The organism is Microbacterium psychrotolerans (assembly GCF_031085295.1).
GTDB lineage: Bacteria > Actinomycetota > Actinomycetes > Actinomycetales > Microbacteriaceae > Microbacterium > Microbacterium psychrotolerans.
Map to the genome: position 1 here is coordinate 18,337 of NZ_JAVFWO010000007.1, position 14,480 is coordinate 32,816.

12 protein-coding genes are annotated in these 14,480 nt (G+C 69.9%); 10 read left to right on the forward strand and 2 right to left on the reverse strand.

Translation table 11 applies throughout. The features are described from left to right. Positions 1–43: 43 nt before the first annotated feature. Together Q9R08_RS18895 and Q9R08_RS18900 are read left to right on the forward strand one after the other, a co-directional pair. Positions 44–2,197, forward strand: a complete 2,154-nt coding sequence (locus Q9R08_RS18895) for a DEAD/DEAH box helicase (protein WP_308869735.1) — start codon at positions 44–46, stop codon at positions 2,195–2,197. Between the two features lie 154 nt (positions 2,198–2,351). Continuing rightward, a complete protein-coding gene (locus tag Q9R08_RS18900) occupies positions 2,352–3,380 on the forward strand; it encodes an ATP-dependent 6-phosphofructokinase (RefSeq protein ID WP_308869736.1) in 1,029 nt (342 codons plus the stop codon). Between the two features lie 176 nt (positions 3,381–3,556). Here Q9R08_RS18900 and Q9R08_RS18905 read toward each other — a convergent pair whose 3' ends face one another. Then, a complete protein-coding gene (locus Q9R08_RS18905; RefSeq protein WP_308869737.1) occupies positions 3,557–5,701 on the reverse strand; it encodes a S9 family peptidase in 2,145 nt (714 codons plus the stop codon). A 156-nt stretch (positions 5,702–5,857) separates the two neighbouring features. On the opposite strand from Q9R08_RS18905, the gene Q9R08_RS18910 reads away from it, so the two are divergent. From Q9R08_RS18910 to Q9R08_RS18930, 5 genes are all read left to right on the forward strand, one after another. Then, a complete protein-coding gene (locus tag Q9R08_RS18910; protein ID WP_308869738.1) occupies positions 5,858–7,174 on the forward strand; it encodes an inorganic phosphate transporter in 1,317 nt (438 codons plus the stop codon). Then, positions 7,171–7,500 carry a peptidase gene (locus Q9R08_RS18915; protein ID WP_308869739.1) on the forward strand — a complete coding sequence of 110 codons (330 nt, stop codon included), beginning with the start codon at positions 7,171–7,173 and terminating at the stop codon, positions 7,498–7,500. Before Q9R08_RS18910 ends, Q9R08_RS18915 begins: the two co-directional genes overlap by 4 nt. 58 nt (positions 7,501–7,558) lie before the next feature. Further along, positions 7,559–8,527 carry a phosphodiesterase gene (locus Q9R08_RS18920; RefSeq protein WP_418001378.1) on the forward strand — a complete coding sequence of 323 codons (969 nt, stop codon included), beginning with the start codon at positions 7,559–7,561 and terminating at the stop codon, positions 8,525–8,527. A gap of 149 nt (positions 8,528–8,676) precedes the next feature. After that, a complete protein-coding gene (locus Q9R08_RS18925; protein ID WP_308869740.1) occupies positions 8,677–10,158 on the forward strand; it encodes an aspartate ammonia-lyase in 1,482 nt (493 codons plus the stop codon). Positions 10,159–10,218: 60 nt separating this feature from the next. Beyond that, a complete protein-coding gene (locus tag Q9R08_RS18930) occupies positions 10,219–10,812 on the forward strand; it encodes a DUF4190 domain-containing protein (protein ID WP_308869741.1) in 594 nt (197 codons plus the stop codon). Between the two features lie 63 nt (positions 10,813–10,875). Here Q9R08_RS18930 and Q9R08_RS18935 read toward each other — a convergent pair whose 3' ends face one another. Then, a complete protein-coding gene (locus Q9R08_RS18935; RefSeq protein ID WP_308869742.1) occupies positions 10,876–11,739 on the reverse strand; it encodes a fumarylacetoacetate hydrolase family protein in 864 nt (287 codons plus the stop codon). Positions 11,740–11,824: 85 nt separating this feature from the next. On the opposite strand from Q9R08_RS18935, the gene Q9R08_RS18940 reads away from it, so the two are divergent. From Q9R08_RS18940 to Q9R08_RS18950, 3 genes are all read left to right on the forward strand, one after another. Next, positions 11,825–13,051 carry a PrsW family intramembrane metalloprotease gene (locus Q9R08_RS18940; protein WP_308869743.1) on the forward strand — a complete coding sequence of 409 codons (1,227 nt, stop codon included), beginning with the start codon at positions 11,825–11,827 and terminating at the stop codon, positions 13,049–13,051. A gap of 213 nt (positions 13,052–13,264) precedes the next feature. Continuing rightward, the gene (locus Q9R08_RS18945; RefSeq protein WP_308869744.1) at positions 13,265–13,633 is read left to right on the forward strand and encodes an FKBP-type peptidyl-prolyl cis-trans isomerase; all 369 of its coding nucleotides are present in this window, start codon (positions 13,265–13,267) and stop codon (positions 13,631–13,633) included. A 247-nt stretch (positions 13,634–13,880) separates the two neighbouring features. Next, entirely contained in the window at positions 13,881–14,444 is a 564-nt protein-coding gene (locus Q9R08_RS18950; protein WP_308869745.1) for a YceI family protein, read from the forward strand. Positions 14,445–14,480 lie beyond the last annotated feature (36 nt).

Genomic DNA, 14,480 nt, shown 5'->3' on the forward strand with positions numbered 1-14,480 from the left:
GATCCTCGCCGGTCCCGAGCCGGCACTCACGCTCAGGAGGAGCATGCCGACCACGGCACCCGCCCAGACGGCGCAGCGTCGCCGCAAGACCTCGTCCGCACGTCGTGACGACGAGGCCCCCATCATCCCGATCCTCGCCCGCAAGGTGCGAGAGGTCGAGGCCAAGGCCCAGCGCGGAAAGCTGGGTCCGACCAACCGTGTCAAGTTCCAGGTCATCGCGTTCCTGGTGCGCGAGGAGCGCGCCCGGGTGAAGGGCGACACCGAGCTGACGGATGCCGCGCGGGCCGAGCTGCTGAAGCGGCTCGACGGCGTGGCGACCATCCTCGCGAAGACCGCCGCGCGCGACACCTCGCTCATCCAGCTGCTCGAGGTCGACCAGGCCACCTCGCCGGTGGCCCGCCGCATGCGCCGGGACTGGCTGCTCGAGTCGGGCGCCGAGCTCGCACCGGACGAGCTCATCATCACCGACGTCGCGCCGGTGGCGACCCCGGTCGTGCCGGCCGCGCTCGTCGAGCGCCAGGTCGTGCCCCAGCAGGTCGTGGCGCGCCGCGAGGCGAACCCCTTCCTCGCGCCCGACCTGACGGCGCGCGCCCCCAAACAGACGCCGCGCCGACGCCTGGACAGCTGGGAGCTCATGGGCCCGCTGTACAAGGCGTTCGAGACCGGTGCCGGTGGCGGCAGCGCGACGATGGAGCTTCCGCCCGTGCCGGAGTTCGACCGCCTGTCGCCCAGGGGCCTCGAGGTCATGCCGCACCAGTCGCGATTCCTCGAGTCGGTGCGCGCGGGGCACCGCACGTTCCTCCTCGCCGATGAGCCGGGCCTCGGCAAGACGGCGGAGTCGGTGCTCGCGGCATCCGTCGCCAACGCGTACCCGCTCCTGGCCGTCGTCCCCAACGTCGTGAAGATGAACTGGGCGCGCGAGGTCGAGCGGTGGACGCCGCACCGTCGCGCGACGGTGATCCAGGGCGACGGCGAAGACATCGACGCGTTCGCGGACGTCTTCATCGTCAACTACGAGATCCTCGACCGGCATCTGTCGTGGCTCAGCTCGATCGGGCTGAAGGGCATGGTCGTCGACGAGGCGCACTTCATCAAGAACCTGACGTCGCAGCGGTCGCAGAACGTGCTGGCCCTGGCGACCCGCATCCGTGAGCAGGTGCGCGATCCGCTCCTGCTGGCCCTCACCGGCACGCCGCTCATCAACGACGTCGAGGACTTCGACGCGATCTGGCGCTTCCTGGGCTGGACCACCGGCGAGAAGCCCGGTCCGGAGCTCATGGAGAAGCTCGACGAGACCGGTCTGACGCCGGCCGACAAGGCGTTCTACCCCGAGGCGCGCGACGCCGTCATCTCGATGGGGATCGTCCGGCGCAAGAAGAAGGATGTCGCCGCCGATCTGCCCGACAAGCTCATCGCCGACCTGCCCGTGCAGCTCGACGACGAGTTCGGGCGCTCGATCCGTCAGGCCGAGCGCGAGCTCGGCGAGCGGCTCGCCGCGCGCTACCGCCGCATCATCGACGCCCGAGGGGACCGCGGCCACGGCCCCGGTCACATCGACGAAGACATCGTGCGCCTGGTCTCGCAGAACGAGCTCGAGGAGTCGAAGGCCGCCGGTACGGGCTCGGAGAACGTCTTCACGATGGTGCGCAAGATCGGTCAGGCCAAGGCCGTCCTCGCGGCGGACTACGCGGTGCAGCTGCAGCGATCGGTCGGCAAGGTCGTGTTCTTCGCCAAGCACATCGACGTCATGGACGCCGCCGAGGCGCACTTCGCCGCCGCCGGTCTCAAGACGGTGTCGCTGCGGGGCGATCAGGCGACCGCCGCGCGCCAGCAGGCGATCGACGCGTTCAACACCGATCCCGATGTCGGCATCGCCGTCTGCTCGCTGACCGCGGCGGGCGTCGGCGTGAACATGCAGGCATCGTCGAACGTCGTGCTCGCCGAGCTGTCGTGGACGGCCGCCGAGCAGACGCAGGCCATCGACCGCGTGCACCGCATCGGACAGGACGAGCCGGTCACGGCGTGGCGCATCATCGCAGCGCACACCATCGACACCAAGATCGCCGAGCTGATCGACTCCAAGCAGGGGCTCGCGGCGCGGGCGCTCGACGGCGAGGCCGTCGACCCGCAGTCGAGCGATTCGGTGCAGCTGTCGGCGCTCATGCACGTGCTGCGGCAGGCGCTCGGCGCGGCGTAGTCCGCTTACCGGGGAAGGGCGGCGCGGATTCGCGCCGCCCTTCGTCGTCGACGCGGGCCCCGGGCGGTCCGTGTGGCAGGGCGGCGCGTCCGGCACTAATGTCGGGGGAGGCAGCGTCGCCGACTCTCTTCACCCGACAGCGAGGAACACAGCTATGAAGATCGGCATCCTGACGAGCGGCGGCGATTGCCCCGGGCTCAACGCGGTCATCCGCGGCGTCGTGCTCAAGGGGACGACGACCTACGACCTCGAGTTCGTCGGCATCCGCGACGGCTGGCGTGGTGTCGTCGACGGCGACTTCTTCCCGCTGACCCGGCACGAGGTGAAGGGCCTGTCGAAGGTCGGCGGCACGATCCTCGGCACGAGCCGCACCAACCCGTACGAGGGCCCGCGTGGCGGCGCCGAGAACATCGCGAAGACGATGTACGGCCACCGCCTGGACGGCATCATCGCGATCGGCGGCGAGGGCACGCTCGCCGCCGCCAACCGCCTCGCCAACGACGGCATCAACGTGCTGGGCGTCCCCAAGACGATCGACAACGACCTGCGTGCGACCGACTACTCCTTCGGCTTCGACACCGCCGTCAACATCGCGACCGACGCGATGGACCGCCTGCGGACCACCGGCGACTCGCACCAGCGCTGCATGGTGGCCGAGGTCATGGGTCGCCACGTCGGCTGGATCGCCCTGCACGCGGGCATGGCCGCCGGCGCCCACGCCATCTGCATCCCCGAGGTGCCGATGTCGATCGACGAGATCTGCGCCCAGGTGACCAAGGCCCACGACCGCGGACGCGCACCGCTCGTCGTCGTCTCGGAGGGCTTCACGCTCACCGGCATGGACGAGGCGTTCAGCGACAAGGGCCTCGACGCGTTCAACCGGCCGCGCCTCGGCGGCATCAGCGAGGTCCTCGCACCCGAGATCGAGCGCATCACCGGCATCGAGACACGCTCGACCGTGCTCGGCCACATCCAGCGCGGCGGCTCGCCGTCGGGCTTCGACCGCGTGCTCGCCACCCGCCTGGGCCTGCACGCCGCCGACGCCGTCATGGACGGCGCCTGGGGCCAGATGGTCGCCATGCGCGGCACCGACATCGTGCGGGTCCCCTTCGCCGAGGCCCTCGGCGAGCTCAACACCGTCCCCCTCTACCGCTACGAGGAAGCCGCCGCCCTCTTCGGCTGACGCCGAGCGCGCCGGAGCTGACGCGCACGCGGCGGCGTGTGCGGGGGAGTGCGCGCGCGAGGCGACGTCAGCTCGTCGGCCGACCGCGTGAGTGAACGGATGCCTCTGCCCGAGGCATCCGTTCACTCAGCGCATCGCCCGCCGCCGTCCGGGGCGCGACGCCGCTGCCGGGTCGATCAGGCGTCGGCGACGCCGAGGACGTCGAGGAGCCAGGCCAGCTCGAACGCACGCTCACGCCAGGCGTTGTAGCGACCGCTCACACCGCCGTGGCCCGCGACCATCTCGCACTTCAGCAGCGCGTCCGCACCGACCTCGCGCAGGCGCGCCACCCACTTCGCCGGCTCGACGTACAGCACGCGCGTGTCGTTGAGGGAGGTGACGGCGAGGATGCGCGGGTAGGCGACATCCGTCCGCACGTTCTCGTAGGGCGAGTACGACTTCATGTAGGAGTAGACGTCGGCGTTGTGCAGCGGGTCGCCCCACTCGTCCCACTCGATGACGGTCAGAGGCAGTGACGGGTCGAGGATCGTGGTGAGCGCGTCGACGAACGGCACATCGGCGAGGACGCCCGCGAACAGCTCGGGCGCCAGGTTCGCCACGGCACCCATCAGGAGTCCTCCGGCCGAACCGCCCTCGGCGACCAGCTGGGAAGGGGTCGTGTAGCCGTGGTCGATGAGATGCAGGGCGCTGTCGACGAAGTCCGTGAACGTGTTGCGCTTGTTGAGCAGCTTGCCGTCCTCGTACCACTGGCGGCCCATCTCGCCGCCGCCGCGCACATGGGCGACCGCGAACACGACTCCGCGGTCGAGCTCCGACAAGCGGGGTACCGAGAATCCGGGCTCGATCGAGTGCTCATAGGAGCCGTAGCCATACAGGTGCACGGGGCGCGGCGCGGCGCCCGCGTCGCCGAACGACCGCTTGTAGACCAGCGAGATGGGGATCTGGGTGCCGTCCTGGGCGGTCGCCCACACGCGCGCCTGCGCGTAGTCGTCGGGCTCGTAGCCGCCGAGCACCGGCTGGCGCTTGCGCAGGTGCAGCTCGCCCGTCGCGACGTCGAGGTCGTACACGGTGCCCGGCGTCACGAACGAGCCGTAGCCGAGGCGCAGGAGCGGGGGAGCCCACTCCGGATTGCCGCCGGTGCCCACCGAGTACAGCGGCTCGTCGAACGCGATCTCGCTCACCTCGCTGGTCGCGTAGTCGAGCATGCCGAGCCGGGCGAGCCCGCCACGGCGATAGCCGACGACACCCCAGTCGCGGAAGGTCGACACACCCAGCAGGCGCTCGCCGGGGCGATGGGGGATCACGACCGAGCGCTCACCGGTCGGGTCGGATGCCGCCACCCGCACCAGCTCGAAGTCGAGGGCGTCGTCGTTGTGGAGGATGAACAGCACGTCCTCGCCGTCGACGACGGCGTGCTCCGAGTCGTACTCGACGCCCTCGGTGCGCGGCCACACGACGCGCGGCTCGCCCCGCAGGTCATCGGCATCCAGCAGCCATTCCTCGGACGTGATCGACGAGCCCAGGCCGATCACGAGGAAGCGGTCGCTGCGCGTGAATCCGGCGCCGACCCAGAACTTCTCGTCGGGCTCGTGGAACAGCTTCGCGTCGTCCTCGACGGCCGTGCCGAGCTCGTGGAGCCACACGGTGTCGGGCCGCCACGCGTCGTCCACGGTCGTGTAGACGATGAAGCGGCCGTCGGGGGAGAAGGTCGCTCCGGCGAAGGTGTCGGGGATCTCGTCGGGCAGCTGCTCGCCGGTGACGAGGTTGCGCACGCGCACCGTGTAGCGCTCATCGCCGGCGACATCGACGCCGAAGAGCATCAGGGCGCCGTCGTTCGAGACCTCGAAGCTGCCGAGTGAGAAGAACTCATGCCCGTCGGCCTCGACATTGCCGTCGAGCAGGATCTGCTCACCCGGCACCTCGACGTCGGGGGAGAGCTCGGGCGGCGTCCAGTCATCGGGAGAGGCGAGCGGCGCACGGCACTGGATGCCGTACTGCTTCCCCTCGACGGTGCGGCCGTAGTACCACCACTCGCCGCGGCGGGTGGGCACGGACAGATCGGTCTCGAGCGTGCGGCCCTTGATCTCGCCGAAGATGCGCTCGCGCAGCCCTTCGAGGTGGGCGGTGCGCTGCTGCGTGTAGGCGTTCTCGGCCTCGAGGTGGGCGATGACGGCGGCGTCCTCCTTCTCGCGGAACCACTCGTAGCGGTCCTCGACGTCGTCGCCGTGGTGGGAGCGGACGGTGATCCTGCTGTCGGCGACGGGCGGACGGATGCCGGCGGCAGGGGCGGACGGTGCGGGTACGGGGTCGCTGAGAGTCACCGTTCCACGCTAGTCGCCTCCGAGTTGACCGTCAGGGTCGCCGATGTAGGATTCTTCCTGGCCGGTTGCCGGTACCTGAATTCTTGGTGAACTGTTCGTTCGTCGCGCCGATCTCGTCGGCACCATCTCTCCACTCCTCCTCACCGAAAGCGAACGGTGGAAACCGCAACCCTCATCATCGTTCTGGTGATCGCGCTGGCGCTGTTCTTCGATTTCACGAACGGCTTCCACGACACGGCGAACGCGATGGCCACGCCCATCGCCACCGGTGCGCTCAAGCCCAAGACCGCGGTGCTCCTCGCGGCGGTCCTCAACCTGGTCGGCGCGTTCCTGTCGACGGAGGTGGCTCAGACCATCTCGGGCGGGATCATCAACGAGGAGCAGATCTCCCACGACATCTTCCCGGAGATCATCCTCGCCGGCCTCATCGGCGCCATCACCTGGAACATGCTCACGTGGCTGCTGGGTCTTCCTTCGTCGTCCTCGCATGCGCTGTTCGGCGGGCTCATCGGCGCCACGATCGTCGGCGTCGGGTTCACCGCAGTGAACTTCGGCGTGGTGATGTCGAAGGTCATCCTCCCGGCGTTCATAGCCCCGGTCACCGCCGGGCTCATCGCCTTCACCGCGACCAAGCTCGCCTACGCGCTCACCCGCCGCTACGACAGCAAGCCCGACGGGCGCGACGGCTTCCGCTTCGGGCAGATCTTCACGTCGTCGCTCGTCGCCCTGGCGCACGGCACCAACGACGCGCAGAAGACGATGGGCATCATCACGCTGCTGCTCATCACGGCCGGCCTGCAGTCCGCCTCGAACCCCGAGCCGCAGACCTGGGTGGTGTTCGCCTGCGCGATCACGATCGCCCTCGGCACCTACATGGGCGGCTGGCGCATCATCCGCACGCTCGGCAAGGGGCTGACGGAGGTCAAGCCGGCTCAGGGCTTCGCAGCCGAGGCGTCGACGGCGTCGACGATCCTCGCCTCGAGCGCCCTCGGCTTCGCGTTGTCGACCACCCAGGTCGCGTCGGGCTCGGTCATCGGATCCGGCCTCGGTCGCCGCGGCTCCCAGGTGCGGTGGCGCACGGCGGGCCGCATCATGGTGGGCTGGGTCCTGACCCTTCCCGCCGCTGGCGCGGTCGGCGCCGCAGCGGCCCTGATCGTCGTCTGGCTGCCGGTGTGGGGCGTCATCATCGACGCGGTGCTCGCCGTCCTGATCATCCTTTTCCTCTTCCTGCGCTCGCGCCGCGACGAGGTGACGGCGTCGAACGCGATGAGCGAGGTCGCCGACTCGGGGCGCGCCGTCAAGGTCAAGCGCAACCCGCCGCCCACGCGCAGACAGCGCGCGATCGCCCGTGAAGAGGCGCGGCGTGTGGCCGCGGCTCAGACCGCAGCGCAGACCGCCGCGAAGAAGGCGGCCAAGGCCGCGAAGGCCGCCGAGCGATCCGCGAACGGACCGAAGAACGGGGGCCCGCGATGATCATCCACTGGGAAGCGTTCGTACAGGTCTTCATCGCGGCGTTCACCTCGGCTGTGCTGGTCGTCGGGTTCTACGCGCTCGGCCTGCGTCTGCTCGTGCGCGCCGGCCGGGCCCCGGTCGTCGCACCCGCCGAGTTCACCGACGCCATCACCGTGATCACCGAGAAGGAAGCGCGCCGCGCCGAGAAGGCCGCTGCGAAAGCCGCCAAGCGCAGCCCGCTGACCGAGGGCCAGAAGCGAGTGGCCCTGGTGGCGGCCTACCTCTGCTTCGGTGTCTGCGCCGCCGCCGTCCTCGGCGGACTCCTGCTCATCCTGTTCAACCACTGAGCCGCAACGACCGTGCGTCGGGCGAGCGGTGTCGGGACGACCGCCTAGGCTGAGGCGCATGGTTCCCACGCCCGCTTCCGGCGCCGCCGGTGCATCGCCCGAATCCGCCGGGCGTGTGGGGCCTGCCGGGTCCGTCGAGTTCGGTCAGCACCCGCCCGCCCGGCGCACGCTGCTGCACGTGAGCGACACGCACCTGCTGGCGGGCAACCCGCCGCTCGGCGGACGCTTTGACACCGCAGCCAACCTCGCCCGTACGCTCGTCGCGGTCGAGGCCACCGGCGTCCGTCCCGATGCGATCGTTTTCACGGGCGACCTGACGGATCTCGGCGAGCCCGAGGCTTATCGCGCCCTGCGCGCCGCGGTCGAGCCGGTCGCCGAGCGCCTCGGGGCGCCCGTCGTGTGGGTAGCCGGCAACCACGACGAGCGGCCGGCGCTGCGCCGCGACCTGCTCGGACTCGAGCCGACGCAGGAGCCCGTCACCGGAGTGTGGGATCTCGGCGGTCTGCGGCTCATCGGGCTGGACTCGACGGTGCCCGGCTGGCATCACGGCGATCTCGACACGGCCCAGCTGGAGTGGCTGCGCGCCGTGCTCGCGACGCCCGCCCCGCTCGGCACCATCCTCGCGCTGCACCACCCGCCGCTGCCGTCGCACGTGCCCTTGTTCGACATCCTCGAGCTGCGAGACCAGGGACGCCTCGCCGAGGTGATCGCAGGCACCGACGTGCGCGCGATCCTCGCGGGTCACCTGCACTACTCGACGAGCGGCACGTTCGCGGGCGTCCCGGTGAGCGTCGCCGCCGCCACCTGCTACACGATGAACCTGGCGCGGGCCGCGGTCGACGTGAACGGCATGGACGCCGGCCAGTCGTTCCACCTCGTGCACGTGTACGACGACACGATCACGCACGCCGTCGTCCCCGTCGTCGATGCGCCTACCGCCGACGTCTTCTCGGCGGAATGGGTGGAGCGGATGTCGCGCCTCACGCCCGAGCAGCGGCTCGAGGCGTTCTCGCGCAAGCCCCACTGACATCGCTGCTCACCGTTGACGGGGGCGCCCCGGTGTACGCGGCGACCCGCTCCGCTGTACGCCGCGTATAGGCCGGCGCGAAGGCGTCACGAGTAGTCTCGAAGCATCCCGGCACACCGCTGTGAACGACCCACGAGGACAACACACACATGTCACTGGACGCAATGACGCGAACCCGCATCGAGACCGACTCCCTGGGATCCATGGAGATCCCCGCCGACGCGTACTGGGGCATCCACACCGCCCGCGCGCTCGAGAACTTCCCGATCTCGAAGAGGCCGATCTCGGTCTATCCCGACCTGGTGCGCGCGCTCGCCATGGTGAAGCAGGCGTCGGCCCGCGCGAACCGTGAGATCGGGGTCCTCGACCCGGCCAAGGCCGATCTCATCGACCGGGCCGCGCAGCTCGTCATCGAGGGACAGTTCCACGACCAGTTCGTCGTCGGCGTCATCCAGGGCGGTGCCGGCACATCGACCAACATGAACGCCAACGAGGTCATCACGAATGTCGCCCTCGAGCTCGCGGGGCGACCGAAGGGCGACTACGCGTTCCTCTCGCCGATCGACGACACCAACCGCAGCCAGTCGACGAACGACGTGTATCCGACCGCGATCAAGGTGGGTCTCGGTCTCGACCTGAAGACCCTGCTCGAGGAGCTCGACCTGCTGCGCCGGGCGTTCCTCGCCAAGGCCGTGGAGTTCCACGACGTCCTGAAGGTCGGCCGGACGCAGCTGCAGGACGCCGTGCCGATGACCCTCGGCCAGGAGTTCCACGGCTTCGCCACCACGCTGGGCTACGACCACCAGCGGCTCACCGAGAACGCGTACCTGCTCTACGAGATCAACATGGGCGCGACGGCCATCGGAACGGGCATCACGACCAACCCGTCCTACGCTCCGGCCGTGCTGCAGCACCTGCGAGAGATCTCCGGCCTCGACCTCGCCACCGCGAGCGACCTGGTCGAGGCGACGAGCGACACCGGTTCGTTCATGTCGTTCTCGGCTTCGCTGAAGCGCAATGCGATCAAGCTGTCGAAGATCTGCAACGACCTCCGGCTGCTCTCGTCCGGCCCGCAGGCGGGCTTCGGCGAGATCAACCTGCCCGCTCGCCAGGCAGGCTCGAGCATCATGCCGGGCAAGGTGAACCCGGTCATCCCCGAGGTCGTGAATCAGGTGGCGTTCGCCGTCGCCGGCGCCGATCTGACGGTGACGATGGCGGTCGAGGGCGGGCAGCTGCAGCTGAACGCGTTCGAGCCGGTGATCGCGCACTCGATCTTCCAGTCGATCACCTGGTTGCGCCAGGCCATCCTCACGCTGCGCGTCAACTGCGTCGAGGGCATCACCGCCAACCGCGAGCGTCTCGGCGCCATGGTGGGCTCGTCCGTCGGCGTCATCACGGCGCTCACCCCGTTCATCGGCTACGCGGCTGCCGCGGCGCTGGCGAAGACGGCCCTGCTCACCGGCCACAGCGTCGCCGACCTCGTCGTCGAGGCGGGTCTCATGTCACGCGAGGAGGTCGCCAAGCAGCTGTCGCCGGCGAGACTCTCGGGACTCGAGACGGTGACCGCCGCGATCCCTGTCCAGCAGGCACCGGAGGACATGGTCGTGGAACGCGCCGCCGACTCTCGCTGACTTGTTGCCGCGAGAGGCTCCGGATCGATAACGTCAGGGGACTCGAACGAAAGGCGAGAAATGACCGATCCGCAGAACCCGGCCGCACCCGAGCCGCCTCAGCAGCCCGCGTCGGAGCCGACTGCGCCTCAGCCGCCCGCCGATGCGCCTCCCGCGCCGGAGTACACGGCTCCGGCTGAGCCGGAGGCCGCCCCCGCCGCTCCCGAGTACACCGCGCCCGCAACGCCCGAGTATGCCGCCGCACCGGCTGGGCCCGCACAGCACGACTACCCGGCGGCACCGCCCGCGTACCCCGCGGCGTCCCCGGCCTACCCCGCTGCCCCGCCGGCCGCATACGGCGCGCCTGCGGACGCTCCGGTGCCGGGCAAGACGCTCGGCATCGTCGCTCTCGTCGTCGTGTTCTTCGCGTCCGTGGTCGGCCTGATCCTCGGCTACGTCGCGCGCTCGCAGAGCAAGAAGGCGGGCGTGAAGAACACGCCCGCGAAGGTGGCGATCATCCTGGGCTGGATCTTCCTGGTCCTCAGCATCATCGCGACGATCATCATCGTGATCGCGATCGTGAACGGCGCCGGCGCTGCCCTGCAGGAGCTGTGCGAAGGAATGGAACCCGGGGAGTATCCGCTTTCCACCGGGGGCACGATCACCTGCCCGTGACCCGCGGAACCAGCTGCACACGACGCCCCCGCTCCGCCTCGGAGCGGGGGCGTCGTCGTGAGATCAGTCGAGGATGCGGCAGTGCGTCGTCAGGGCGCCGATGCCGTCGATCCCCACGGTGACGGTCGAACGGTCGCGCAGGAACACCTGCGGATCGCGCGAGTAGCCGGCGCCTCCGGGGCTGCCGGTGGAGATGAGCGTCCCGGGCAGCAGTGTCGCCGACTTCGACAGGTGCGAGATGAGCGTCGCGACCGGCCGCACCATCTGGCCGGTCGTCGCGTCCTGCAGCGTCGTGCCGTCAAGGACTGTCCAGATGTGGAGGTCCTGCGGGTCGGGGATCTCGTCGGCCGTGACGACGAACGGGCCCGTCGGTGTGAAGCCGTCGAACGACTTGCAGCGCGACCACTGGGCCTCGGAGTACTGGATGTCGCGCGCCGTGATGTCGTTGACCACCGTGTAGCCCCAGACATGGTCCAGCGCGTCGTCGGCCGAGACGTCCTTCGCCGCGGTGCCGATGATGACCCCGAGCTCCGCCTCGTAGTCGACGGACTCGCTCAGCGAACGCGGCCAGATCGTCGTGCCGTCGTGGCCGGCCAGCGAGTTCGGCCAGAGCACGAAGACGGTCGGCGTGGAATCCGTCTTCAGCCCCAGCTCGCTGGAGTGCGCCGCGTAATTCAGGCCGATCGCGAGGATCACCGGCGGAGTGAGGAGCGCCGACGCGAAGCGCATGGTGTCGAGCGGATGCCGCGCGCCCCGGCCCGCGGCATCCTTCACACGCGCGAGCAGGGCGTCGCCGCCCGCGATCAGCTCCTCGAGCACGCGAGGGGCTCCGTCGAACAGCCCCTCCACGAGGATCGCCTCGTCGCCCTCGATGAGTGCAAGCCTCGGTTCGGCCGACTGCGGCGGCACGACATGGGCGAAGCGCATTCCCCCAACCTAGCCGGACGCCCGCGCCGACGGGCGACCCGCCCGCGCGCGGCGGTGGAGCGTTCTGCAGCCATAGGCTGAGCGCATGACGCACGACCCCGGTGCCGCCCGGCCGCGGCCATCGCTCACTCCGCCCGAGTTCGCCTCCGCCCTCGCGCAGCCGCGCAATGCGACTCCCGCGACGATCGCACCGCCGGCGACGTCGCCGGCCCCGGTGCAGATCCCCACGGCTGCGGCTCCGCGCCGCGGGCGCACGGCATCGATCTGGATCGTCGGCGTCCTGGTCCTCGTCCTGATCGCCCTGGTCGGATACTTCCTGAACGCACTGGGGCCGGGCGCTTCGCTGATCGGGATGCTGCTGGCGCTGGTGCCCCTGATCGGCGTGCTGTTCGCGGTCCGCATCGTCGACCGATGGGAGCCCGAGCCGCGCTCGCTGCTGGTCCTGGCGGTCGCCTGGGGTGCCATCGCCGCCGTCGGCATCGCACTCGGCATAGACCTGCTGCTGTCGACGGTGTTCGGCCCTGCCACCGGCGCGCGCGAGGTGCTGCAGACGGTGGTGCAGGCGCCGGTCGTCGAGGAGTTCGCGAAGGGCCTCGGGGTCTTCCTGATCTTCGCGACCGCGCGACGTGCCTTCGACGGCCCGGTCGACGGCATCGTGTACGGCGCGTTGATCGGCGCGGGCTTCGCGTTCACCGAGAACATCCAGTACTTCGCGGTGAGCTTCATCGAAGGGGGAGCCGCCGAGACGTCGGTGACGTTCTTCCTGCGCGGCATCCTGTCGCCGTTCGCGCACGTGATGTTCACCAGCGTCACGGGCTTCGCCCTCGGCCTCGCCGCGCGCCGGGGCCTCTCGACCGGGCAGGCCGTCGGTCCCTGGCTCGTCGGCCTCGCCGGCGCCATCGCGCTGCACGCCTTCTGGAACGGCTCCGCCATGTTCGGCGACTTCTTCGTGCTCTACCTCACGCTGCAGGTGCCCCTCTTCATCGGCTTCCTCCTCGGCATCATCGCGCTGCGGCGCGAGGAATCCCGGCTCACCAGGCGCCGGCTCGGCGACTACGCGGCCGCCGGGTGGTTCACGCCCCAGGAGGTCGACATGCTCGCGACCTCGACCGGGCGCAAGGCGGCGCTGGCGTGGGCGCAGACGCTGCGTGGCGACCGCACCGTGCTCATGAGGACCTTCATCGCCGACGCCACCGCCCTCGCCGCCACCCGCCAGCGCGCCATCACCGGCCGCGACCCGCACGCGGCCGCCGAGGAGCGCGACCTGCTGGCGAAGACGGCCGCGACACGCGCGGCGATGTTCGCGCCGTAGAGGCGAAGACTCGACGTATCGAAGGGTGCTGGACCCGGGTCGTATCAAGACTCAGCGCTCGGTGCCGCGGCGATGCCTGCGTGTCTACCGAGCGCTGAGTTGGTCTGCGACCAGGATGCCGGGGGGCCGCGCGAGTGTCAAGAGAACCATCGGCGGTTCCCCTGACGGCGAACTCACCCGGCGCCCGAGATCACGGGATGGTTGGATGGTGTCATGACTGACGACCGCACCAAGCCCGAGATCGACGCACCCGCCGGACCGGCGCCTGCCGACCTGGTCATCCGCGACATCGTCGTGGGCGATGGCGCTGAGGCGAAGCCCGGCGACACCGTGACCGTCCACTACCTGGGCGTCGAGTACGAGAGCGGCGAGGAGTTCGACTCGTCGTGGAACCGCGGCGAGAGCATCCAGTTCCCGCTGCGCGGCCTGATCCAGGGCTGGCAGGACGGCATCCCCGGTATGAAGGAAGGCGGGCGCCGCGAGCTCGTCATCCCGCCGCACCTCGCGTACGGACCCGCCGGAGGCCACTTCCTCGGCGGCAAGACCCTGATCTTCGTCATCGACCTCATCAAGGTCGGCTGAGCCCGTCGAAGCCTGAGCCCGTCGAAGCCCGAGTGCTTCGAAGTGGCTCGACCCAGGCGTACACAGGGGCGGATGCTGCGGCATCCGCCCCTTCGTCGTGTCCGGCGCAGCGAGCGACTGTGCCGTCAGGAGGCGACCGGCATGAGAAATCTTTCATTCATCGGAATAGATCTCCCCATCATTCGCGTTGACGTGCATTGAGCCCATCGCCGCACCTGCGGTGATCCACCCCACACGAAGGACGACCATGACCGACACCACCACGATCGACGTTCCCGGCTACAAGGCAGGCACCTGGGTGCTCGACCCCGCGCACAGCGAGGTCACCTTCAGCGTGCGCCACATGATGATCTCGAAGGTGCGCGGCACCTTCGGCATGAAGAGCGCGACGCTCGTCGCCCCCGAGAACCCCCTCGACGCGCAGGTCGAGGCGAGCGTCGACGTGACCTCGGTCGACACCAAGGACGAGGGCCGCGACAACCACCTCCGCTCCGGTGACTTCTTCGACGCCGAGAACCACCCGACCATGGAGTTCCGCTCGACCGGCGCCCGCATCGCCGACGGCGACTTCCTGGTCGACGGCGACCTCACCATCCGCGGCGTCACCAAGCCGGTGACCTTCGAGTTCGAGTTCGGTGGCTTCGGGACCGACCCGTGGGGCAACTACAAGGCCGGCGCCACCGCGAAGACCGTCGTGAACCGCGAGGACTTCGGGCTCACCTGGAACGCCGCACTCGAGACCGGCGGCGTGCTCGTCGGCAAGGACGTCACCATCACGCTCGAGCTGCAGGGCGCGCTCCAGCAGGACTGACCCTCAGCGTCGCACAAGAGCGGATGCCTCGAGCCG

What these genes read in the sequence shown, in the direction of transcription:
- Q9R08_RS18895 (WP_308869735.1), top strand. Translation starts at nt 44, where the DNA reads ATGCCGACCACGGCACCCGCCCAGACGGCGCAGCGTCGCCGCAAGACC.
- Q9R08_RS18900 (WP_308869736.1), top strand. Translation starts at nt 2,352, where the DNA reads ATGAAGATCGGCATCCTGACGAGCGGCGGCGATTGCCCCGGGCTCAAC.
- Q9R08_RS18915 (WP_308869739.1), top strand. Translation starts at nt 7,171, where the DNA reads ATGATCATCCACTGGGAAGCGTTCGTACAGGTCTTCATCGCGGCGTTC.
- Q9R08_RS18920 (WP_418001378.1), top strand. Translation starts at nt 7,559, where the DNA reads ATGGTTCCCACGCCCGCTTCCGGCGCCGCCGGTGCATCGCCCGAATCC.
- Q9R08_RS18925 (WP_308869740.1), top strand. Translation starts at nt 8,677, where the DNA reads ATGTCACTGGACGCAATGACGCGAACCCGCATCGAGACCGACTCCCTG.
- Q9R08_RS18930 (WP_308869741.1), top strand. Translation starts at nt 10,219, where the DNA reads ATGACCGATCCGCAGAACCCGGCCGCACCCGAGCCGCCTCAGCAGCCC.
- Q9R08_RS18935 (WP_308869742.1), bottom strand. Translation starts at nt 11,739, where the DNA reads ATGCGCTTCGCCCATGTCGTGCCGCCGCAGTCGGCCGAACCGAGGCTT.
- Q9R08_RS18940 (WP_308869743.1), top strand. Translation starts at nt 11,825, where the DNA reads ATGACGCACGACCCCGGTGCCGCCCGGCCGCGGCCATCGCTCACTCCG.
- Q9R08_RS18945 (WP_308869744.1), top strand. Translation starts at nt 13,265, where the DNA reads ATGACTGACGACCGCACCAAGCCCGAGATCGACGCACCCGCCGGACCG.
- Q9R08_RS18950 (WP_308869745.1), top strand. Translation starts at nt 13,881, where the DNA reads ATGACCGACACCACCACGATCGACGTTCCCGGCTACAAGGCAGGCACC.